Raw genomic sequence first — 20684 nt, 5'->3', positions numbered from 1 at the left:
TCCGGCGAGCGTTGCAGGACGCCCGCACCCACTACGGACGAGGCACAAAGTGATAGCTAGCACCAAGACCCTGATGATTACCGCCGCCCTGGTGATGGGTGGTCTTTCGGTCAGCGGCTGCGCGACCAAGAAGTACGTCAACCAGCAGGTCGGCCAGGTCGACGCCCGGGTCAGCGGGCACGACACCCAGATCGGCGAGCTGGACCGCACCGCCAAGGAAGCCCTGGATCGCGCCACCGCCGCCGGCAAGTTGGCGGAAGGCAAGTTCCAGTACCAACTGGTCCTCAGCGACGACTCCGTGAAGTTCCCGGTCAACGCCGCGAACCTGTCGCCGGAAGCCGAAACGCGCCTGGCGGAATTCACCGAGAAGCTGAAGACCGACAACAAGAACGTGTACCTGGAAATCCAGGGTCACACGGATAATTCCGGCTCGAAGGAATACAACGACGAGCTGGGCGAGAAGCGCGCGGAGACCGTGCGCAAGTTCCTCAGCACCCACGGTGTCGCCCTGAACCGCATGGCCACGATCTCGTACGGCCAGGAAGCTCCGGTGGCGGCCAATGAGACGCGCGAAGGCCGGGCCCAGAACCGCCGCGTCGTCGTGATGGTGCTTTCGTAAGTTTCGCGTAAGCGCGACAGCCGAAAGCGGAAGCCGCTTTCGGCGTCCGTCGCGTGACAGTGTTTAGAGTTCCAGGTCGCTCTACCCGGTGCGCATCAACCCGGGTAGAGCGATCAGGGCGGACTCGCCGGCGTGGGAGTGAGCGCCGCGCCGGCGAGCTTTCCGCTCGTTCAAGCCTTGAACCGCGCCGCCGGCGTGCGCCGCGACAGGTTCGGGGCCATCTTCAGGCGGGCGGCGTTGAAGGCGTCGAAGTCGCCTGCGTCCGGCAGGGACGGGATGGTGATCAGCTCGCCCTGGTCCAGCCCGACCAGCGCCGCATCGACCAGGTCGTTGACGTCCATCACCGTCTCTGGATCGGCCGCATTGAGGTCGGCGCCCGAGCGTTCCCAGATTTCGGTCCGCGTCGCGCCCGGCAGCACCGCCTGCAGGCGCAGCTTGCTGTCCGCATATTCGACGCGCAGCCCTTGCGTCAGATAGGTCACGAAAGCCTTGGTCGCGCCGTAGACGGGCGACTTGAACTCGGGGACCAGCCCGACGACCGACGAGATATTGATGATCGTGCCCGTATCGCGCGGCACGAAATTGGCCGCCGCCGCGGCGGCCAGGCGGGTGACGGCCAGGACGTTCAGCGCGATCAGCTTCTCGTGGGCGTCGCGGTCGACGGTCTCGAAGCCGCCGAAATGCGCCGCGCCGGCATTGTTCAGCAGCAGGGTGATCGCGGTGTCCGAGGCCAGGCGCTCCTCGACCTTGGCCAGGTCCGCCCGGTCGGTCAGGTCTGCTTTCAGCACCTCGACCTTGACGCCGGCCTCGGCGCGCAGGCGCTCGGCCAGGGCGGCGAGGCGGGCTTCGTCGCGGGCGACCAGGATCAGGTCGTAGCCGCGCTTGGCCAGCCGGTCGGCATAGACCGCGCCGATGCCGGTCGACGCGCCGGTGACCAGGGCTGCGCCTTTATTCGAGTCGCTCATGTCAGGTTCCTCTTCGATGCCGCGATGCGGTCTGGGCTCTAGCTATGGAGTGGCTTGCATTCCGCAAGTGAGTGGCCAAATCTTTCGTCATGAGCAGTTCTGAACGCGCTTGCAGTCCTTGTCCGGTCGCCCGCACCCTGGCCCGGATCGGCGATGGCTGGACCTTCCTGATCCTGCGCGACGCAGGCTTTGGCTTGACCCGCTTCGACCAGTTCGAAAAGAGCCTGGGCGTCGCGCCCAATATCCTGACCAAGCGGCTGGCGGCGCTTGTCGAAAACGGCTTGCTCGAGAAGCGCGCCTACAGCGAACGACCCCTGCGCCATGAGTATGTGCTGACCGCGATGGGACGCGACTTCCAGCCCGTGCTGGCGGCGATGTACGGGTTTGGGCGGCAGTGGTTTCCGCTGGAGGCCAGGGCTTGCGGCTAGGCGCGACGGGCGGCAAAGCTCGCGGGCTGTTTCCGGAGTCCCCCTCGATGCGCCTGCCGATCGTCCTCGCCGCCGTCATGATCGCGGGCGCCGCTCACGCCCAGCAGGCCCCCTCGCCTCAAGCGCCTTCTGGGGACCAGCCGCTGCTTCGCGCGATCGCGGCCGACGTCGACCCCAAGGCGCTGGAAAGCACGGTGCGCTCGCTGGTCGGCTTTGGCACGCGGCACACCCTGTCGGACACCAAGTCGGACAAGCGCGGCATCGGCGCGGCCCGTCGCTGGGCCAAGGCCCGCCTCGAGGCGATCGGCAAGGACTGCGGCGGCTGCCTGACGGTCGAGACGCCGGCCCAAGTCTTCACCAACAAGCGCGTGCCCAATCCGACCGAGGTCGTGGACGTCCTGGCTATCCAGAAGGGGACCACCGATCCGGGGCGGGTGATCATCATCGCCGGTCACATCGACAGTCGCGTCACCGACATCATGAACTTCACCAGCGACGCGCCGGGCGCCAATGACGACGCCTCGGGCGTGGCGGCGGTGATCGAGGCGGCGCGGGTGCTGAGCAAGCACAAGTTCCCGGCCACGCTCGTCTTCGCGGTGCTGTCGGGCGAGGAGCAGGGCCTGCTGGGCGGCAAGGTGCTGGCCGACTATGCGCGGGCCCAGGGCTGGAAGGTCGAGGCCGACCTCAACAACGACATCGTCGGCAACAGCCGCGGCCAGAGCGGCGTCGTGGACAACACCCACGTCCGTGTCTTCTCGGAAGGGATCAAGGCCGTCGAGACGCCCGAGCAGGCCAACGGCCGGCGCTACAATGGCGGCGAGGTCGACAGCCCCTCGCGCAACCTGGCCCGCTATCTGGACGGCCTGGCCGACCGCTATCTGACCAATTTCGACGTGGTGATGGTCTATCGCACGGACCGCTACGGCCGGGGCGGCGACCAGGTGCCGCTGCTGGAGGCCGGCTATCCGGCCGTGCGGGTGACCGAGGCTGTCGAGAACTACGACCGCCAGCACCAAGACCTGCGGACCGAGAACGGCAAGCCTTATGGCGACGTGATCGAGGGCGTCGACTTCGCCTACCTGGCCCAGGTGACGCGGCTGAACGCGATCGCCATGGCCAGCCTGGCCGCCGCGCCAGCCCCTCCGTCTGACGTCAAGATCGCCGGCGCGGTTAGCCCCGACACCAAGGTCTCATGGGCCCCGACACCCGGCGCGGCCGGCCACCGCGTGTGGTGGCGCGTGACGACGGACCCTGCGTGGCGCTTCAACCGCTGGGTCCCGGCCGGCGAGGCCACGACCCTGAAGGAACTGGTGATCGACGACTACTTCTTCGGGGTGTCGGCGGTCAGCGCCGACGGCTGGGAAAGCCCGGTGGTGTTCCCGGGCGCGGCGGGCAGCTTCGAGAGCCCGGCGCCCGTCCCCAAGCCCTAGGCGATCAGGTCCGGATCGTTCCGCTTCAGCCACGCCGCCGCATAGCCGCACAGGGGCGTAATTCTCATCCCTTCAGAGCGCGCGGTCTCGGCGACCTTGGTCATCAGCCGACCAGCCGTGCCCTTGCCACGCAGGGCGGGGTCGGCCTCGACGTGGGGGATCACCAGGCGGTGCCCCGAGCGCTGGTAGTCGGCCCAGGCGAGCAGGCCGTCCTCTTCGAGCTCGTAGCGGCTGAGTTCGGGGTTGTGGCGGAAGGGTTCGGTCATGATGAGTGAACGCGCCTTATGATGATCTGATCCTCCCCCGCGATGCGGGGGAGGTGGCCCAGAGGGGCGGAGGGGGCGAGCTGGATGCTTGCCGCATTAGCCCCCTCAGTCACTCCGTGACAGCTCCCCCGCATCGCGGGGGAGCATCTTATATGGCCTTACACCAGCTCCACCGCCATCGCCGTGGCCTCGCCGCCGCCGATGCACAAGCTCGCCAGACCCTTCTTGCCGCCGCGCGCCTGCAACGCCGCGATCAGGGTGCACAGGATGCGCGCGCCCGAGGCGCCGATCGGGTGGCCCAGGGCGCAGGCGCCGCCGTTGATGTTGAGCTTATCGTCGGGGATGCCCAGCTCCTTCTGGGCGATCATGGCGACCACGGCGAAGGCCTCGTTGACCTCGAAGAGATCGACGTCGGAAACCTCCCAGCCCGCCTTCTTCAACGCCTTCTTCATGGCCGGCACCGGGGCGGTGGTGAACAGGCCCGGCTCGTGGGCGTGGGCGGCGTGGCTGACGACGCGGGCGACGATCGGCAGGCCCAGGGTTTTGGCCACGCTCTCGCGCGTCATCACCAAGGCCGCGGCGCCGTCGCTGATCGAGGAGCTGTTGGCCGCCGTGATGCCGCCGTCGCGCGCAAAGGCCGGACGCAGGGTGGGGATCTTGGCCGGGTCGGCCTTGCCGGGCTGCTCGTCGGTGTCGACGACCTCGGTCCCCTTGCGGGTGACGACGGTGACCGGGGTGATCTCGGCCTTGAAGGCGCCGCTCTCGATCGCCGCCTTGGCCTTCAAGAGACCGCGCGTGGCGTAGGCGTCCATGTCGTCGCGGGTGAACTGGTACTCGGCGGCCGTCTCTTCGGCGAAGGCGCCCATCAGCTTGCCGGGGGTATAGGCGTCTTCGAGGCCGTCCAGGTACATCGAGTCCCACATCTGGTCGTGGCCGATGCGGGCTCCGGCCCGGTGCTTGGACAGCAGGTAGGGGGCGCCGGTCATGCTCTCCATGCCGCCGGCCACCACGACGTCGGCCGAGCCCGCGGCGAGGGAATCGAAAGCCAGAATGGCCGCCTGCATGCCGCTGCCGCACATCTTGTTGACGGTGGTGGCTTCCACCGAGAGCGGCAACCCGGCGCCCAGCGCCGCTTGCCGCGCCGGAGCCTGACCCAGGCCCGCGGGCAGCACGCAGCCCATGATGATCTGCTCGACCTTGTCGCCCGCCACGCCCGCGCGTTCGATGGCGGCCTTGACCGCCGTCGCGCCCAGGTCGGTGGCCTTCACCCCGCCCAGCGCGCCCTGGAAGCCGCCCATCGGCGTGCGGGCGTACGAGACGATGACGACAGGATCGGCGGCGGACATGGTCAGCTCCCTGAATGAGGATTTTGGGGCGGAATAGGCCCCCTTCGCGCGACGTCAAGCAAGCGGTTTGCGAGTTGGTGCGGGAAGAGGGCGAGCGGCCGCCGTCGATGGAAGGGGCCGCTCGCCAGGTGTGCAATAACCGAGAGAGTCAATTGCGAATAAAAACCTAGTAGGGTTCATCTTCAAACGCAACCTTCTCTTGCTTTCCCTCGCGGAACGCCTCACCCTGCGCAAATGGGCCGCACTGCTGACTATACCCACGAGCGTTGCTCGGTCGCCGCCACCCTCGAGGTGGTCGGGGATCCGTGGACGCTGCTGATCCTGCGCGACGCCTTCAATGGGGTGAAGCGCTTCGAGCAGTGGCAGGAACGCCTGGGCGTCGCCCGCAATGTACTGGCCGCGCGATTGAAGAGCCTGGTGGCCAACGGGGTCATGGAGACCCGCCGCTATTCCGAACGCCCGCCGCGTCACGAATACTGGCTGACCGAGAAGGGCCTCGCCCTCTCGCCGGTGCTGCTGACCATGGCCGAGTGGGGCGACCAGCACGTCTATGGCCGCGACAAGTCGCCGGTGATGTTCCGCCACAAGACCTGCGGCTGCGCCTTCCACCCGGTGCTGGCCTGCGAGGCCTGCGGCGAGGTCGCGCAACGCCGCGACATCGAACGCGTGCTCCCTGAAGAACAGGCGCTGACCGTCGGCGAAGCCCTGGAAGCGGCGAAGATCGCGGCGGAGTAGGATTTAGTCCGCGACTCCTCCGCGCAGCGGGTCCTCACCGTCCAGCTCTTCGATGTGCTCGCGCTGCTGGCGTACGCCCTCGACGATATCCGGCGTCGTCGGCGTCATTTCCGGCTCGACCGGCTTCTTGTCCTTGCGGTCCATCAGCGCAGCGCCCGCGTGACCAACTGGGCGGCGCCGACAGTCAGGGCGTCCTCGACCAGGCCGCTCCTGGTCTGACCGAAGCGATCCAGGGCCTTCATGCGGAAGTGGAAGGTGACGTAAGCCGCCGCCACCGCCGCGCCGGCCGCGAGCGCGCCGCCCAGCAGCATCTTCTTGCGCGGCGCCAGGGCCGCGCCGGTGAAGCCCGCGGTGATCACCCGGGCGGCGATGCCGAGGGGGACGATCCGGTCGGGCGCCGACTTCATCTTGTCGCCCCACAGCTCGCCGGCGGCCAGGGCCTTGGTCCCGGCGGCGACCAGCGGGTGGCCCAGCAGCTGGGCCGAGGGGTTGGCGGCGTCGAGATGTCCGCCGTGCGCGGCCTCGCTGACGGCCGCCAGCGGCGTCATCGAACGGGAGCCGGCCGACAGGCCGATGAGCAGGGAGCGGAGCATGGGGCGCTTTCCGGGTTGTGAGGTCTTGATCACAACAACCCCGTCTGGCCCTCTTTGATCCGCTAACCCTCAACCGAGTTTCCCCGCGAAGGCGGGGATCCAAGCCGAGGTTCAGACACTAGCGAGGCCAGTGTGCAGCCTGCGGACTCAGCTTGGGTCCCCGCCTTCGCGGGGAAGCTCGGTGAAGGGGGCTACAGGTCCATCGCCCGCGTGGTCCCGGCGATGAAGCCGCCGCCCAGAACGCGCTCGGGATCGGCCGGGTCGTACAGCACGCAGGCCTGGCCCGGCGCGACGCCCTCTTCCACGCCGTCGAACACCACCGACACCGCGCCGTTCGTCACCGCCAGGCGGCCGGCGACCGGTTCGCGCGTCGAGCGCACCCGGGCCAGAACCGGCTGACCGTCCTCGGCCGCGGCTTCCAGGCTGTCCTGGCTTCCCAGCCAGCTGCCTTCCTTGAGAGTCAGGGCGGCGGTCAGCAGGGCCTCGCGCGGGCCGACGATCACCTGGCGCTGATCGGCGTCGATGCGGACGACGAACAGCGGGTCGCCGACGGCGATGTTCAGCCCCCGGCGCTGGCCGATGGTGTAGCGGGTCACGCCCTCGTGGCGGCCCAGCACGCGGCCGTCCAGGTGGACGATGTCGCCGGCTTCCGCGCCTTGCGGGCGGATGCGGTCGATGACCGTGGTGTATTTGCCTTCGGGGACGAAGCAGATGTCCTGGCTGTCGGGCTTGTCGGCGATCGACAGGCCCAGGCCGAACGCGACGGCGCGCACGGTTGGCTTGTCCATGCCGCCCAGCGGAAAGCGCAGGAAGTCCAGCTGGTCGCGCGTGGTGGCGAACAGGAAATAGCTCTGGTCCTTGGCCGGGTCGGCGGCGCGGCGCAGTTGCGGACGGTTGGAGCCGCCCGTGAACCCGCGCTGCACATAATGCCCGGTGGCCATGGCCTCGGCGCCCAGGTCGCGGGCCACGTCCAGCAGGTCGCGGAACTTGACGGTCTGGTTGCAGCGCACGCAGGGGATCGGCGTCTCGCCGCGCAGATAGGCGTCGGCGAAGTCCTCGATGACCTGCTCGCGGAAGCGGCTCTCGTAGTCCAGCACATAGTGCGGGATGCCGATCCGCTCGGCGGCCATGCGGGCGTCCAGGATGTCCTGGCCAGCGCAGCAGGCGCCCTTCTTGGTGATCGCCGCCCCGTGGTCGTAGAGCTGCAGGGTCACGCCGACGACGTCGTAGCCGGCCTTGGCCAGCAGGGCCGCGGTGACGGTGGAATCCACGCCGCCCGACATGGCCGCCACGATCCGCGCGCCTTCGGGCAAGCCCACGGCCGCCCGCACCTGCTCCACCGCGCGCGCGATGAGGGCGTCGGTGGGCGAGGGGGCGGCAGGGATCAGCAGGTCGGCGTTCATCGCCGGGGATATAGCGCGGAAGGGGCGGTTTTGCGAGGTCGGGGGATATGGCGCGTCAACCCACCTCATCGTCATCCCGCGCTTTATGCGCGGGACCCATTTGTCCGCCGCAAGTGAAGTGCGGACCTAAAGCGCTCACATAGAAGCTGAACCATGGGTCCCGCGCATAAAGCGCGGGATGACGGGTTGGGTTGGTCTTGGCGCTAGAATTGCCGGGGAACCGGCGTCCAGTTCACCAGCTGATCATACAGGTCATCCCAATGCGGATTGTCCCGCTCGATCAGGTTGATCTTCCACTGCCTGGGCCATTCCTTCAGCCGTTTTTCGCGGTGAATGGCGATGCTCATCTCGTCGTGGGTTTCGTACCAGACCAGCCGCGTCAGGCCGTGCCTTTGCGTAAAGCCCTTCAGTTGTTTCTCGCGGTGCTGGACGAGCCGGGCTTCGAACAGGCTCGTCACGCCAATGTACAGCGTGCCGTATGGCCTGTTCGTCATCATGTAGACGGCGATGGAAGCGTCGCGCGGGACCATGAGTCATGGTTGCGCGATACTTTTAAACGACTCAATCCAGGATTGCCTAAGCCCGCAGCACGTTCAGCAGCGACGACTGCTGCAGGCTCGAGAACACCTGGGCCGAGGCTTGCACCGCCAGTTGGGCGGCTTGGAGACGGGTGACGGCTTCGGCCATGTCGACGTCGGTGACGCCGCCGACCATGACGGTCAGCGTGTCGGCCTGGTTCGACAGATCGGTGGTGGCGCTCTCGAAGCGCTTCTGGGTGACGCCGTTCTTGCCCTGGGTGTCGACGACGCCCTTGTAGGCCTTGTCCAGGTCGGTCATCCGATCCTTGAGGAACGTGACGGTGGCGTCGTCCAGGTTGCCGGCGAACGGGCCCAGCGCGTCGACGCGGGCCTGGATCTCCTTGAAGACCGCGAACACGTCCTTGCCCAGGTTGTCGCCCAGGACGCCGGTCTTGGCGCTGGTCTGCTCGTCGACCCGGTTGGTGGTGATGTACTGGTCGTTGTGGAACAGGTCGGTGACGTCCGGGGCGGTGGTCAGGTCCGACATGGTGGTCGCCGAGGTCGTGGCGGTGTCGGTCCTGGCGCCCGAGAAGACGTAGAGCCCGTTCGACTTGGTGTTCAGGCCCTGGACGATGTTGCCGAACGCGGCCTGCAACTCCTGCATCAAGGTGGTTGCGTTGCCGGCGGCCAGCGAGTTGGCGATGGCGTCGCGCGCGCTCTTGGTGGAGTCGGCGACCTTGCCGATGCCGGTGTCCTGCATCTCGAGCCGGTTGTTGACCAGCTTGTTCTGCTCGACCAGGCCGTTGATACGGGTCTGGGTGCCGCGCATGGCGGTCAGCATCTCGGCGTTCTTGGCGTAGCCCTTCAGGTCGTTGGCGACCTTCTGGCTGGACACCTGGCCTCCGACCTCGTTCTGGCGCACCTGCGCCTTCATGAGGTTGGACGTCATGATGTTGTAGTTCTGGACGGTGGAAACGCGGGTCATGGCTTACCCCATAATTCCGACGAGGACGTCGAACATGTCCTTGCTGGCCTGGATCAGGCGAGCGGACGCATTGAAGGCCTGCTGATAGGTGGTCAGGTTGATCAGTTCTTCGTCGAGGTTCACGCCCTCGGCGGACTGGCGCTGGCTGTCGATCTCGGTGGAGACCGCGGCGGCGGCGTCCTTGCGGCTTTCGGCGGTGGCCGACTTGCGGGCGACCGAGCCGCTGAAGTCGGCCGAATAGCGCGACAGCGACATGTTCACCGCGACGGCGTCGCCGGACGCCGAGAAGGCCATGGTGGTCTCGCCGGCCTTGGCCAGGGCCAGGGCGCCGCGGCCGTCGCCCACGGCCAGGGCCGGCGAGCCGCCGACCGTCTGCTTCAGGTCCAGCTGGGCGAAGGGCAGCAGCTTGGGGGTCTGTTCGAACGCCGGATTGACGAAGAACTTCTCGCCGCGGGTGCTGCGCTCCGCCGGGCCCAGGCCGAACAGCTGGCTGACCGAAGGACCGCCGACGTCGCGCTCGGTGGTGTCGCCCAGGATCGACATGCTGACCGGCGAGCTGCTGCTCGACTGGAAGGTCATCTGGCCGTTGTCGTTCAGCGAGAACTGGCCGTAGACGCCCACGCCGGTGGCGCGCGAGTTCAAGGCGTTCAGCATGTCCTGCATCGTGCCGCCCGCGGGGGGCTCGACGACGACGTCGCGGATCCGGCCGCCCTCGACGTCGGTCAGGCGGATGGTCATCGCGCCCGAGGTGAAGCCGTGGTCGTCCGCGGCCTTCAGGCCGGTTTCGTACGGCGAATAGCTGTTGGTGCGGATGATGTCGTTGAGGCCGAAGTACTGGCTGAAGCCCTTGCCGGTCTTGTTGGAGGCCACGACGGGAGGGATGGCGGTGGCGTCGGGCGTGGGGTCGGCGACGGCCACGCCCAGGCCGCTGCCGGCCGACAGGCTGAGCGCGCCGCCGGTGAAGCTGGCCGAGCCCATGCCGCCCATGGCGGTGTTCAGATCCGCCAGGAAGCTGGCCGGCGAGAAGCCCGACGGGCCGCCGCCGTTGACGCTGATCGAGTTGGTGCTGAAGTCGATGTCGATCTTGCGCTGGATGACGCCGTCGCCGTTGGTCAGGGCGATGGTGGTCTGGCCGGTGAAGCCGCGGAACGCCGCCTCGGCGTCCAGGCCGGTGTTGCGGCCGGTCAGGGTGGCGGGGGCGGGGACCGACGAGCTGGCGTTGGCCGCCTTGTTGATCGCCTCGGCCGCACGGGTGGTGAACTCGCCCAGCTGGTCGGACAGATTGACCAGCTCGGTGTTGCGCACGTCCAGCAGGCCCTTGAGCTCGCCGTTGGTGATGTTCAGGGCGGTGGGGTTGATCGAGCCGTTGGCCAGCTGGACCGTCAGATAGCCGGTCGCGGTCGGCGAGGTCTGGTAGGTGACCTTGGCCGCGCCTTCGCCGGCCAGGCTCAGGCCTTCGGTCGACCGCACCACGACCCCGCCCAGGGTGCGCTGCGAGACCTGGACGTTCATCAGCTTCGACAACTCGTCGATCATGCCGCTCTGGACGTTCTCGGCGCCCGTGCTATCGGCCCCGGCCACCTTGGCGCGGGTGATGTCGATGTTCAGGGCGTCGATCTGGCTGAGCAGGTCGTTGACGCGCTCGACATCGCCCGAGATGCGGGCGTCGGCGTCCTTGCCCAGCTTGGACAGCGACGAGGTGATCCGGCTGGAGTCGGCCAGGAAGTCCTCGACGCGGGTCAGGGCCTGGCTGCGCAGCAGGGCCGAGGTCGGATCGTCCTGGGCGGCCGAGAAGGCCGTGAAGATGTCGTCCAGGGTCGAGAAGAAGTTGCCGTCGACGCTGGGGTCGCCGAACAGCTTCTGAGCGCTGTTCAGGGTCGAGGCCACCACCGAGGCGCGGGCGCTGTCCGAGGCCGAGTTCAGGCTGGCCGACTGCAGGAAGCGATCGGTCGCGCGCTTGATGGCGTCGATATTGACGCCCACGCCCATGCCGTTCGACAGCAGGTTCGACTGGCTGATCGTCTTGCGGACGTAGCCGGTGGTGTTGACGTTGGCGATGTTGTCCGAGGTGACGCGCAGACCCGTCTGCGCGGCCATCATGCCGGACGTCGCCGTGCTCATGATCGCATTAAGCGACATAGCGATAGGCCCCTTCTAGCTCGGCAAACCGCGCAACGCACAATGCGTCCTTGCCGGGCGAAACTTGCCGGGTCGCGGTGGGGATCAGTCCCCGGTTATGTGCCAAGCCATTGAATTTCATGGCGATATGTTCCGGTGGTCGGAAATTCGACAAGGACCACTGCGCAAGGACGGCGCCAACTTGAGCGGCGAGGGGGCTGTGACGCCCGGACGCGGCAACTCCCGTCCTGTCGGGGCGCCGACACCCGGCAAAAAGCGCCGCATCGGGCGCATTTTTGCTTCGTAAACAAGCTGTTAATATCAGTAAAAACAAAGACTTGACCTGTTTTTGCCGAGTTGGCCCGACCGTTGCTCAGAGGATCGGCGACAAGGCGGTTCGTCATGAGCCGTCCCACCCAACCGAGCCGAGCAACGACTGCGAATGACCGCGATCGCCGCATCTACCGCCGCTCCTTCCGCCAACCCGGCTCCGGCCGCTGCTGGCGTCAAGGTTTCGGGCGAAGGCTTCGATGCCCTGCTGAACATCGCAGGCCGTGGCGACACGAGCGCCGATCGCGCTCCGGCGCGTTCGGCGGCCCGCTCGGACGACAAGACCGAAGCCCGCGACGTGAAGACGGCCGACAAGCCGGCTCGCACCGAAAGCAAGAGCGACGCCAAGTCCGCTGATCGCGCCGACGCCCCCAAGGACAAGACGGTCGAGACGGCCGACAAGGCCTCGGACAAAGGCGACGTCGCCCCCAACAAGGCCGGCGAAGACAAGGCCGCCGCCTCGGACAAGACCGACGCCGCCGAAGTTCCGGTCCAGGCCGACGTCGCCGTCAATCAAGACGCCGCCAACCAGGCCGCCGCCGCCCTGATCGCCGCCCAGGCCGCCGTGACTGCGCCGGTCGCCGCTCCGGTCGAAGGTGAAGTCGAGGCCGCGCCGGCCGTGGACGCCGCCGCCGTCGACGCGACCGCCGACTTCGCCGCCGCGGTCCAGGTCGCTCAGGCTCCGGTTGCCGAGCAGGCCGCTCAAGTCCAGGCTCAGGCGCAAGCCGCTCAGCCGGCCGCCGTCGCCCAGCAGGCTCAGACGATCGCCGCGCCGGAAGGCCAGGCCGTCGACGCCGCCGCCCTCGAGGCTCTGGCCCAGCTGGCCGTCGCCGAAGAGACCGCGCCGCTCGCCGCCGAAGACCTGACCGCCCAGGCCGCGCCCCAAGCCGCTTCCAAGACGGACGCGCCGAAGATCGCTGCCGACGCCAAGCCGGCCGTCCAGGCGCAAGCCGCTCCGGTCGCCCCGCAGGCCGCCGCGCCGCAAGCTGCTCAGGTCGCCGTCCAGGCCCAGGTCGTCGCCGACGCCGCGCCGGTCGTCGCCGAGCCCGTCGCCAGCGCCGTCCAGGTCGCCGAAGCCGTCGCCGCCGTCGAGGCCGCCCCGGTCGAAGCTGCGCCGGTCGACACCAAGGCTGGCGCGGCCAAGGCCGTCGAGGCCCCGAAGGCCGCCCCGACTGTCCAGGCCGCCCAGGCGCAAGCCGCCGGCGCCGTCGCCGTCGAGACCGCTCAGGCCGTGACCGCCGTCGCCGCCAGCAGCGACGCCTCGGTCGAGACCAAGACCACCACCGACACCGCCGCTGCGACGATCGCCGCGGTCGAGGCTCCCGCCGTAGCCGCCGTCGACGCCAACCCGGTCGTCGTTCCGGCCCAAACCGCCCAGGCGCTGGACGCCAAGGCCGCCGTCGAGGCCGAAGCCAAGGCGCCGGTCCGCGGTTCGCCCGAGACGGTCGCGGCCCTGTCGGCCCAGATCATCAAGACCATCGGCAAGGCCACCCGCTTCGACATGGTCCTGACCCCGGACGCCCTGGGCAAGGTCGACGTGCGGATCGAGATCGGCCGCGACGGCGTGATGACCGCCGCCATGAAGTTCGACACGGTCCACGCCGCCCAGGAGCTGCGCGGCAAGGCCAACGAACTGCGCCAGGCCCTGAACGACGCCGGTTTCAACGTCGCCGACAATGGCCTGTCGTTCGATGTCTCCAGCCAGAACAACGGCCAGAACAACAACAATCCCTTCTTCGCCTTCGAAGGCTTCCACGACCAGGGCCGCCAGGCCTTCGCCGGTCGCGCCTTCCAGAACACCCTGACCGGTGAAGAAGACATCGCCCTCCTTCCCGACCTGCTGCCCGGCCTGAAAGTGGCCGCCGACAGCGGCCTGGACATCCGGATCTAAGGAAGCAACGAGCCATGGCTACCGCCGTCTCCTCAGCGAACACCTCGTCCGTCCTCGACCGGATCAACAACGGCCGCACGTCGATGGCCAACAACACCGAGACCTTTCTGAAGCTGCTGACCACGCAGCTGAAGAACCAGGACCCGCTGTCGCCCACCGACACGACCCAGATGACCCAGCAGATCACCCAGATGACGGGCGTCGAGCAGCAGCTGGTCACCAACGACCTGCTGGCCGCCCTGGTCGGCATGAACACGGGTTCGGGCCTGTCGGAAGGCGTCAACATGATCGGCAAGCAGGTCACGGCGACCAGCGACACCTCGACCCTGCAGGACGGCAAGGCCACCTTCACCTGGAGCCAGCCGGGCCAGTCGACCTCGCTGACCGTCGAGATCAAGAACGCCGCCGGCAAGGTCGTCCGCACCCTGACCCCGGAAGACCAGAAGAGCGGCGCCCACACGCTCACCTGGGACGGCAAGGACGACAGCGGCGCCCAGCTTTCCGACGGCGGCGTCTACGGCATCAACGTCGTGGCCAAGGGCGGCGACGGCAAGGATCTGAAGGTCACCAACATCAAGGGCCGCATCGAGGGCGTCGTCACCGCCGTCGACAACTCGACCGGCCAGCCGAAGGTCATGATCAACGGTCAAGCAGTGCCCATCGACAGCGTCATCGGCGTCACCGCCGTCACCAAGGCGGCGGAGACGGACACCTCGGCCGCCGCCTAATCCAATTCCTATCGAACGGGCGTCAGAATGACGCCGACGCGGTCCCCCGGAAGACGGTCTTCCCCCGGACCCAAACGCAAACAGCGCTGAACCCTTCGAACCCCATTTAGAAGCAGGAATTCAGTCATGAGCATCAACAGCGCCATGCTCTCGGGCGTCTCGGGCCTGATCGCCAACTCGTCGGCCCTGGCCGCGATCTCGGACAATATCGCCAACGTCAACACCGTCGGCTACAAGCGTTCGACCGCCAACTTCTCGACCTTGGTCACCGGCGGCAGCAAGAACACCGCCTACAGCGCCGGCGGCGTGAAGGCCCAGACCCACCAGTTCGTCAGCCAGCAGGGCCTGAACCAGTCGACCACGTCGAACCTGGACCTGTCGATCTCGGGCTCGGGCTTCTTCGTCGCCACGGAAAAGCCGGAAGGCCTGACCTCGTCGGACACCCGCTCGTTCACCCGCGCCGGCTCGTTTCAGCTGGACAGCCTGGGCTATCTGAAGAACGACGCCGGCCTCTATCTGCAAGGCTGGCTGGCCGATCCGGTCAGCGGCATCATCACGCCCGACCCGTCGGACCTGATGCAGCTGTCGGCGATCAATGTCGGCACCGTCGGCGGCACGGCCGAGCGCACCACCCGCGTCGGCGTCAACGCCAACCTGCGCTCCGAGCAGCCGGTCGCCGCCAACGTCTCGTACAAGGTCGGCACCGCCGGCGCCCCGTCGAAGACCGCCGTGCCGGACTCGACCCTGGCCACCCACAACTACGACGTGACCTATAAGTCGACCGGCGTCGCCAACCCGCAGGGCACGCCGGCCTATAACAAGTTCGACGTCGAGATCCGCGAGAACGGCGTCGTCAAGATCTCGGGCACCGTCGGCTACGATCCGACCACCGGCGCCATCGCCAGCTCGACCCTGACCTATCCGGGCGGCACCGCCACGGGTTCGCTCAACGACGTCGAGATCGCCGCCGGCACCACCGTCGATCTGGCCGACCTGGGCATCACCACCGGCGCTGCGGCCCCGGCCACCGACGCCGACGAAGTCAACAAGGGCGCGCTGTACGATCCGGCCGCCAACTCGATGTCGACCTACGCCCTGCGTCAGGCGACCAAGGACACCACGACCAAGCCGCAAGGCGTCAAGCCCGACTTCGAGATCCAGATCCCGCTGTCGGACTCCAAGGGCGGCCAGCGCACGGTCACCATGTCGCTGCTGAAGGCCCCGGGCCCCAACGAGTGGTATGCCGAACTGCGCGCTCAGCCGGGCGACCTGGAGAACAACGCCAATGGCCTGATCAGCACGGGCATCGTCAAGTTCACCACCGACGGCAAGCTGATGAGCACGGGCAACCTGTTCACGGGCACGCCGACCGCGATCAACATCCAGGCGTCGGGCACGCCGCTGGTCACCCAGCCGGCCCCGCCGGCCGCGCAGCTGCCGCAGCCGCCGGTCTGGGCCAAGGGCCTGGGCATCGACACCCAGGACGTCCAGGTCGACCTGGCCAGCGCCGCCGGCGGTCTGACCCAGTACAACAGCCAGTCGGTCGTCCAGTCGGTCAACACCAACGGTACGGCCTTCGGTAACCTGACCAACATCGAAGTCGACACCGACGGCTACGTCTCGGCCATCTTCGACAACGGCGTCACCCGCCGGATCGCCCAGGTGGCCGTGGCCACCTTCAGCAATCCGAACGGCCTGAAGGGCGTCAACGGCAATGCTTACCGCGTCACCAACGAAAGCGGCACCTACAGCCTGAAGCCTCCGGGCCAGGGCGGCGCCGGTTCGCTGGCCCCTTCGACGCTGGAAGCTTCGACGGTGGACCTGTCGACCGAGTTCACGGGCCTGATTACGACGCAACGTGCTTACTCTGCTTCGTCGAAAATCATCACGACTGCAGATCAGATGCTGGAAGAGCTTCTGAATATTAAGCGCTAATCCTAGGGATTAACGCTGTTTAATTCTTGTGTGTCAGTTCGATACACTTTCGAGTACTGGATAGGGCCGCCTGTTTAGAGGATCTTTACTATTGGAATTAAGCCGCTGTTATTGCGCGGCGCCTATAGTGAGCTCTCAACAGTGATGGTTGTGGGAAAGGCGTAAAGCCATGTTGCAACAGCAGCGCACGAACAGCCGGGGTGAAAAGTACGTTATCGGTCCGACCGGTGCGCCTCTGACCCTGTCCGATCTGCCGCCGCCGGAGACCCAGCGTTGGGTCATCCGCCGCAAGGCCGAGGTCGTGGCCGCCGTCCGCGGGGGTCTCCTCTCGCTCGACGAGGCTTGCGATCGTTACAAGCTGACCAACGAGGAATTCCTCGCCTGGCAGCAATCGATCGATCGACACGGCCTGGCGGGCCTGCGGACCACTCGGATCCAGCAGTACCGTTAAGACCTCTTCGGGGTGCGACCTCTTGGCTCGCTCCCGAAGCTTCAAAATCCCCTCTAGGCCTTGCGCCAAAAGGGTTTGAAGACGTTCAGCGGCCGCTCCCGAAAGGGGGCGGCCGCGACGTTTTGGCGCCATCCGCGCCCCCTTCCAGACCCAAATATAAACGGCTCGTTTACCTTGCACTGGGTAAATCCTGCCTACCGACGGGCGGCTCTCCCCGCTTCGTCGGCAGATGCAGGGGTGAGGCTTGGAAAGCTTTCTGGGTTCGATCAAGCAGTTTGGCGTTGGCCGTCTGGCCGCGATGCTCGGCGTCGGCGCCGGCGTTGTCGCCGTGCTGGTGGCCCTGGTCATGTTCATGGGCAAGGAGCCCCAGGAACTGCTGTATTCCAACCTGGACCTGAAGGAAGCCTCGGAAGTCACCGCGGCCCTCGACCAGGCCAAGATCCCCTACCAAGCCAAGGGCGACGGCTCGACCATCATGGTGCCGCGCGACAAGGTCGCCAGCGCCCGCCTGATGATCGCCGGCAAGGGCCTCGTGAGCTCGGGCAACATCGGCTACGAAATCTTCGACAGCTCCAGCGCCCTGGGCCAGACCGACTTCGTCCAGCAGCTGAACCGCCAGCGCGCCCTGCAGGGCGAACTGGAACGCACCATCAAGGCCATGCAGGGCGTCAACAGCGTCCGCGTCCACCTGGTGCTGCCCAAGCGCCAGCTGTTCGAGGAAGACGCCGAACAACCCTCGGCCGCCGTGACCATCGGTGTCGGCGCCCGCGAGCCGTCGACCGACATGGTCCGCGCCATCCAGAACCTGGTGTCCTCGTCGGTCCCGAACATGAAGGCCGAGAAGGTCGCCATCATCGACCAGCACGGCAAGACCCTGTCGGCCCCCAGCGACGAGAGCATGGCCGGCAAGCTGGCCCAGGACCGCAAGACCGAGGCCGAGGCCCGCATCGCCAAGACCGTCAAGGACATGGTCGAGGGCGTCCTGGGCGCCGGCAAGGCCCGCGTCAACGTCACCGCCGACATCAACCTGGACCGCATCACGACCCAGGAAGAGCGCTTCGATCCGGATGGCCAGGTCATCCGCTCGGAAAGCACCAACGAGTCGGGCAACAGCGAAACCAAGAACGACGACACCTCGGGCGTCACCGCCACCGCCAACGTCCCCGGCCAGGCCGCCAACCCCGGCTTCCAGCAACTGGGCTCGCGGTCGAACGCCAACGAGAGCGTCACCAACTACGAGATCTCCAAGTCGGTGAAGACCACCGTCCAGGAGCCGGGCACCGTCCGCAAGGTCGCCGTCGCCGTGGCTATCGACGGGATCACCGCCCCGATGGGCAAGGACGGCAAGCCGGGCGCCTACACCCCGCGCACCGCCGAGGAGATCGCCCAGATCGAAGAGCTGGTGAAGACCGCCGTCGGCTTCGACGCGGCCCGCGGCGACCAGGTCAAGGTCACCAACATCAAGTTCCCGCAGCCCGAGGACCAGGGCCTGGAGAAGCAGGGCCTGCTGTCGGGCTTCGACAAGAACGACATCATGCGCTTCGCCGAACTGGGCATCCTGGGCGTCGTGGCCCTGCTGGTCCTGCTGTTCGCCGTCCGCCCGTTCATCAAGAACCTGACGTCGCCCGCCCCCGCCCAGCTGGCCCTGGCCGGCCCCGGCCAGCCGGTGACCCGCCTGGTCACCCTGTCGGACGGCACCCAGCAGCAGGTCGTCGTCGACCAGTCGGGCGAGCCGATGGCCATCGCCGGTCCGGCCAGCGACATCGATCAGCGTATCGACATCGCCAAGATCGAGGGTCAGGTTAAGGCCTCGTCGATCAAGCGGGTTTCGGAGTTCGTCGAAAAGCACCCCGAAGAGTCCGTCGCGATCCTGCGTAACTGGCTGCACGAGTCGACCTGATGGCCATGAAAGTCGCGGTCAACGACGTCACCAAGCTTTCGGGGCCCGAAAAGGCCGCGATCGTGCTGCTCGCCCTGGGTGAAGAGCACACCAAGATCTGGGAAGCTCTGGACGACGAGGAAATCAAGGAAGTCTCCCAGGCCATGGCCGGCCTGGGCACGGTCTCGGCCTCGGTCGTGGAAGACCTGCTGGTCGAGTTTGTCTCGGGCATGAGCTCGACCGGCGCGATCATGGGCTCCTACGAGCAGACCCAGCGCCTGCTGGCGTCGTTCATGCCGCAGGACAAGGTCGACCAGCTGATGGAAGAGATCCGCGGTCCGGCGGGTCGAACCATGTGGGACAAGCTGGGCAACGTGAACGAGGCGGTGCTCGCCAACTATCTGAAGAACGAATATCCGCAGACCGTCGCCGTGGTGCTGTCCAAGGTGAAGAGCGACCACGCCGCCCGCGTGCTGGCCTGCCTGCCGGAAGACTTCGCCCTGGAATGCGTCACCCGCATGCTGCGGATGGAGCCGGTGCAGCGCGAGATCCTCGACAAGATCGAGATGACCCTGCGCACCGAATTCATGTCGAACCTGGCGCGCACGTCCAAGCGCGACAGCCACGAGATGATGGCCGAGATCTTCAACAACTTCGACCGCCAGACCGAGGCCCGCTTCATCGCCGCGCTGGAAGAGCGCAACCGCGAAGCCGCCGAGCGGATCCGCGCCCTGATGTTCGTCTTCGAAGACCTTTCGAAGCTGGACCCGGGCGGCATCCAGACCCTGCTGCGCGGCACGCCGAAGGAACAGCTGGCCCTGGCCCTGAAGGGCGCCTCGGACAAGCTGCGCGACATGTTCTTCTCCAACATGTCCGAGCGCGCCGCCAAGATCATGCGCGAGGACATGGACAGCATGGGCCCCGTGCGCCTGAAGGACGTCGATGCGGCCCAGGTCGGCATGGTCCAGGTCGCCAAGGACCTGGCCGCCAAGGGCGAAATCATGCTGGCCGGCAGCGGCGGCGACGACGAGCTGATCTACTGAGGGAGATGACATCATGATGGACACCCCCCACCGCAAGTTCGCCTTCGACACGGTCTTCGACGACCGCGGCGGCGTCGCGTACACTCCGCCGAAGGTCAAGAAGACCTTCACGATCGAAGAGGTCGAGGCCGCGCGCGCCGAAGGCTACGCCCAGGGCGAGCGCTCGGCCGTGGCCCGCGCCGAACAGGAAGCCGCCCACGCCCTGAACGAGGTCGCCCAGGCGATCCAGCAGGCGTTCGGCGGTCTGTCCCAGGTCGCTCACGAACACCGCGAAGGCGCGGCGATGCTGGCCCTGGCCTGCGCCCGCAAGATCGCCGACGCGGCCCTGCACCATTTCCCCGAGGCCCCGGTCATGGCCGCGCTCGAGGGTCTGGCCCGCGAGGTCGAGGCCGCGCCGCGCATCTTCGTCCGCGTGTCGCCCGAGCTGGAGGAACGCACCCAGCTGGCGCTGGAGAACGTCGCGGCCCAGATCGGCTACCAGGGCCAGATCGTCGCCCGCGCCGACGGCGCCATGGTCCCCGCGGCCTTTACTTTCGACTGGGGCGAGGGGCGTGCGGCCTTCGATCCCGACGGCGCCGCCCTGCGTGTCGCCGAAGCGCTGGAAGCGGCCATCGCCGCCGAAGGTCTCCACGCCGAACCGATGTTCTCTTGAAAAGGCTGACCTGAGATGGCCGAAGACAATCTGACCCTGGACGAATTCGGCGGCTCGATGCTGGCCTCCGAAATGCCGATCGAGCTGAGCGACAAGACCGCATCGGACCTGGCGCCCGTCTTCGACGTGCCGGTCAACATCTCGGCCGTGCTGGGCCGCGCCAACATGTCGGTGGCGCAGCTGCTGCAGCTGGGCCAGGGCTCGATCCTGGAGCTGGACCGAAAGGTCGGCGAGGCGATCGACATCTACGTCAACAACCGCCTGGTCGCCCGGGGCGAGGTCGTCGTCGTCGACGAGCGCCTGGGCGTGACCATGACGGAAATCATCAAGGACGGCGACCAGGGCTAAGCCCGGGTCTGAAGGAGTAGA

At 67.3% G+C, this 20684-nt stretch carries 21 protein-coding genes and 1 pseudogene; 12 read left to right on the top strand and 10 right to left on the bottom strand.

The features are described from left to right. Positions 1-49 precede the first annotated feature (49 nt). Positions 50-619, top strand: coding sequence for an OmpA family protein (locus E1H18_RS21470; RefSeq protein WP_370526566.1), 570 nt, complete (start codon positions 50-52; stop codon positions 617-619). A 170-nt stretch (positions 620-789) separates the two neighbouring features. Here E1H18_RS21470 and E1H18_RS21465 read toward each other — a convergent pair whose 3' ends face one another. Next, positions 790-1584 carry an SDR family oxidoreductase gene (locus tag E1H18_RS21465; RefSeq protein WP_172272464.1) on the bottom strand — a complete coding sequence of 265 codons (795 nt, stop codon included), beginning with the start codon at positions 1582-1584 and terminating at the stop codon, positions 790-792. An 89-nt stretch (positions 1585-1673) separates the two neighbouring features. Between E1H18_RS21465 and E1H18_RS21460 the strand changes: the two genes are divergently transcribed. Further along, complete coding sequence (locus E1H18_RS21460; protein WP_172272461.1) at positions 1674-2012, top strand: helix-turn-helix domain-containing protein; 339 nt, start codon at positions 1674-1676, stop codon at positions 2010-2012. 47 nt (positions 2013-2059) lie between these two features. Continuing rightward, the gene (locus E1H18_RS21455) at positions 2060-3442 is read left to right on the top strand and encodes a M20/M25/M40 family metallo-hydrolase (RefSeq protein WP_172272458.1); all 1383 of its coding nucleotides are present in this window, start codon (positions 2060-2062) and stop codon (positions 3440-3442) included. Here E1H18_RS21455 and E1H18_RS21450 read toward each other — a convergent pair. Both E1H18_RS21450 and E1H18_RS21445 read right to left on the bottom strand, forming a co-directional pair. Further along, positions 3439-3708, bottom strand: a complete 270-nt coding sequence (locus tag E1H18_RS21450; RefSeq protein WP_172272455.1) for a GNAT family N-acetyltransferase — start codon at positions 3706-3708, stop codon at positions 3439-3441. The genes E1H18_RS21455 and E1H18_RS21450 overlap by 4 nt on opposite strands. 158 nt (positions 3709-3866) lie before the next feature. After that, positions 3867-5054, bottom strand: coding sequence for an acetyl-CoA C-acyltransferase (locus E1H18_RS21445; RefSeq protein ID WP_172272452.1), 1188 nt, complete (start codon positions 5052-5054; stop codon positions 3867-3869). 234 nt (positions 5055-5288) lie between these two features. Between E1H18_RS21445 and E1H18_RS21440 the strand changes: the two genes are divergently transcribed. Then, positions 5289-5789, top strand: coding sequence for a helix-turn-helix domain-containing protein (locus E1H18_RS21440; RefSeq protein WP_172272449.1), 501 nt, complete (start codon positions 5289-5291; stop codon positions 5787-5789). Positions 5790-5792: 3 nt separating this feature from the next. Here the strand turns inward: E1H18_RS21440 and E1H18_RS21435 are convergent, their stop codons facing one another. The 7 genes from E1H18_RS21435 to E1H18_RS21405 all read right to left on the bottom strand — a co-directional run bounded on the left by E1H18_RS21435 (position 5793) and on the right by E1H18_RS21405 (position 11548). Then, complete coding sequence (locus E1H18_RS21435; protein WP_172271884.1) at positions 5793-5933, bottom strand: hypothetical protein; 141 nt, start codon at positions 5931-5933, stop codon at positions 5793-5795. After that, on the bottom strand, positions 5933-6382 hold the full coding sequence (locus tag E1H18_RS21430; RefSeq protein WP_172272446.1) for a DUF4126 domain-containing protein: 450 nt from the start codon (positions 6380-6382) through the stop codon (positions 5933-5935). The genes E1H18_RS21435 and E1H18_RS21430 overlap by 1 nt, the downstream gene beginning before the upstream one ends. Positions 6383-6573: 191 nt before the next feature. Then, a complete protein-coding gene (gene mnmA, locus E1H18_RS21425) occupies positions 6574-7785 on the bottom strand; it encodes a tRNA 2-thiouridine(34) synthase MnmA (RefSeq protein WP_172272443.1) in 1212 nt (403 codons plus the stop codon). Between the two features lie 203 nt (positions 7786-7988). Continuing rightward, positions 7989-8315: a GIY-YIG nuclease family protein gene (locus E1H18_RS21420; protein ID WP_172272440.1), complete on the bottom strand. Its 327-nt coding sequence runs from the start codon at positions 8313-8315 to the stop codon at positions 7989-7991. Between the two features lie 46 nt (positions 8316-8361). Further along, positions 8362-9288 (bottom strand): flagellin, encoded by a 927-nt coding sequence (locus E1H18_RS21415; RefSeq protein ID WP_172272437.1) that lies wholly within the window; start codon positions 9286-9288, stop codon positions 8362-8364. 3 nt (positions 9289-9291) lie between these two features. Further along, complete coding sequence (gene flgK, locus E1H18_RS21410; RefSeq protein ID WP_172272434.1) at positions 9292-11427, bottom strand: flagellar hook-associated protein FlgK; 2136 nt, start codon at positions 11425-11427, stop codon at positions 9292-9294. Then, entirely contained in the window at positions 11417-11548 is a 132-nt protein-coding gene (locus E1H18_RS21405) for a hypothetical protein (protein WP_172272431.1), read from the bottom strand. Before E1H18_RS21405 ends, flgK begins: the two co-directional genes overlap by 11 nt. Before the next feature lie 1593 nt (positions 11549-13141). Between E1H18_RS21405 and E1H18_RS27415 the strand changes: the two are divergent. From E1H18_RS27415 to fliN, 8 genes and pseudogenes are all read left to right on the top strand, one after another. Then, positions 13142-13627, top strand: a pseudogene (locus E1H18_RS27415) (flagellar hook-length control protein FliK); the annotation flags it as partial. A 14-nt stretch (positions 13628-13641) separates the two neighbouring features. Continuing rightward, positions 13642-14355: a flagellar hook assembly protein FlgD gene (locus E1H18_RS21395; RefSeq protein WP_172272425.1), complete on the top strand. Its 714-nt coding sequence runs from the start codon at positions 13642-13644 to the stop codon at positions 14353-14355. Positions 14356-14481: 126 nt separating this feature from the next. Continuing rightward, positions 14482-16290, top strand: a complete 1809-nt coding sequence (gene flgE / locus E1H18_RS21390; RefSeq protein ID WP_172272422.1) for a flagellar hook protein FlgE — start codon at positions 14482-14484, stop codon at positions 16288-16290. Positions 16291-16459: 169 nt separating this feature from the next. Further along, the gene (sciP, locus tag E1H18_RS21385; protein ID WP_047410412.1) at positions 16460-16741 is read left to right on the top strand and encodes a CtrA inhibitor SciP; all 282 of its coding nucleotides are present in this window, start codon (positions 16460-16462) and stop codon (positions 16739-16741) included. Positions 16742-16985: 244 nt separating this feature from the next. Continuing rightward, positions 16986-18641, top strand: a complete 1656-nt coding sequence (gene fliF / locus E1H18_RS21380; RefSeq protein WP_172272419.1) for a flagellar basal-body MS-ring/collar protein FliF — start codon at positions 16986-16988, stop codon at positions 18639-18641. Continuing rightward, positions 18641-19663: a flagellar motor switch protein FliG gene (gene fliG, locus E1H18_RS21375; RefSeq protein WP_172272416.1), complete on the top strand. Its 1023-nt coding sequence runs from the start codon at positions 18641-18643 to the stop codon at positions 19661-19663. Before fliF ends, fliG begins: the two co-directional genes overlap by 1 nt. Before the next feature lie 13 nt (positions 19664-19676). Continuing rightward, positions 19677-20315 (top strand): flagellar assembly protein FliH, encoded by a 639-nt coding sequence (locus E1H18_RS21370; RefSeq protein WP_172272413.1) that lies wholly within the window; start codon positions 19677-19679, stop codon positions 20313-20315. A gap of 15 nt (positions 20316-20330) precedes the next feature. After that, positions 20331-20663, top strand: a complete 333-nt coding sequence (fliN, locus tag E1H18_RS21365) for a flagellar motor switch protein FliN (RefSeq protein ID WP_172272410.1) — start codon at positions 20331-20333, stop codon at positions 20661-20663. The last annotated feature ends 21 nt before the right edge of the window (positions 20664-20684 follow it).

The organism is Caulobacter sp. RHG1, from assembly GCF_013181195.1.
GTDB lineage: Bacteria > Pseudomonadota > Alphaproteobacteria > Caulobacterales > Caulobacteraceae > Caulobacter.
This window is presented reverse-complemented; position numbering and strand designations above follow the sequence as displayed.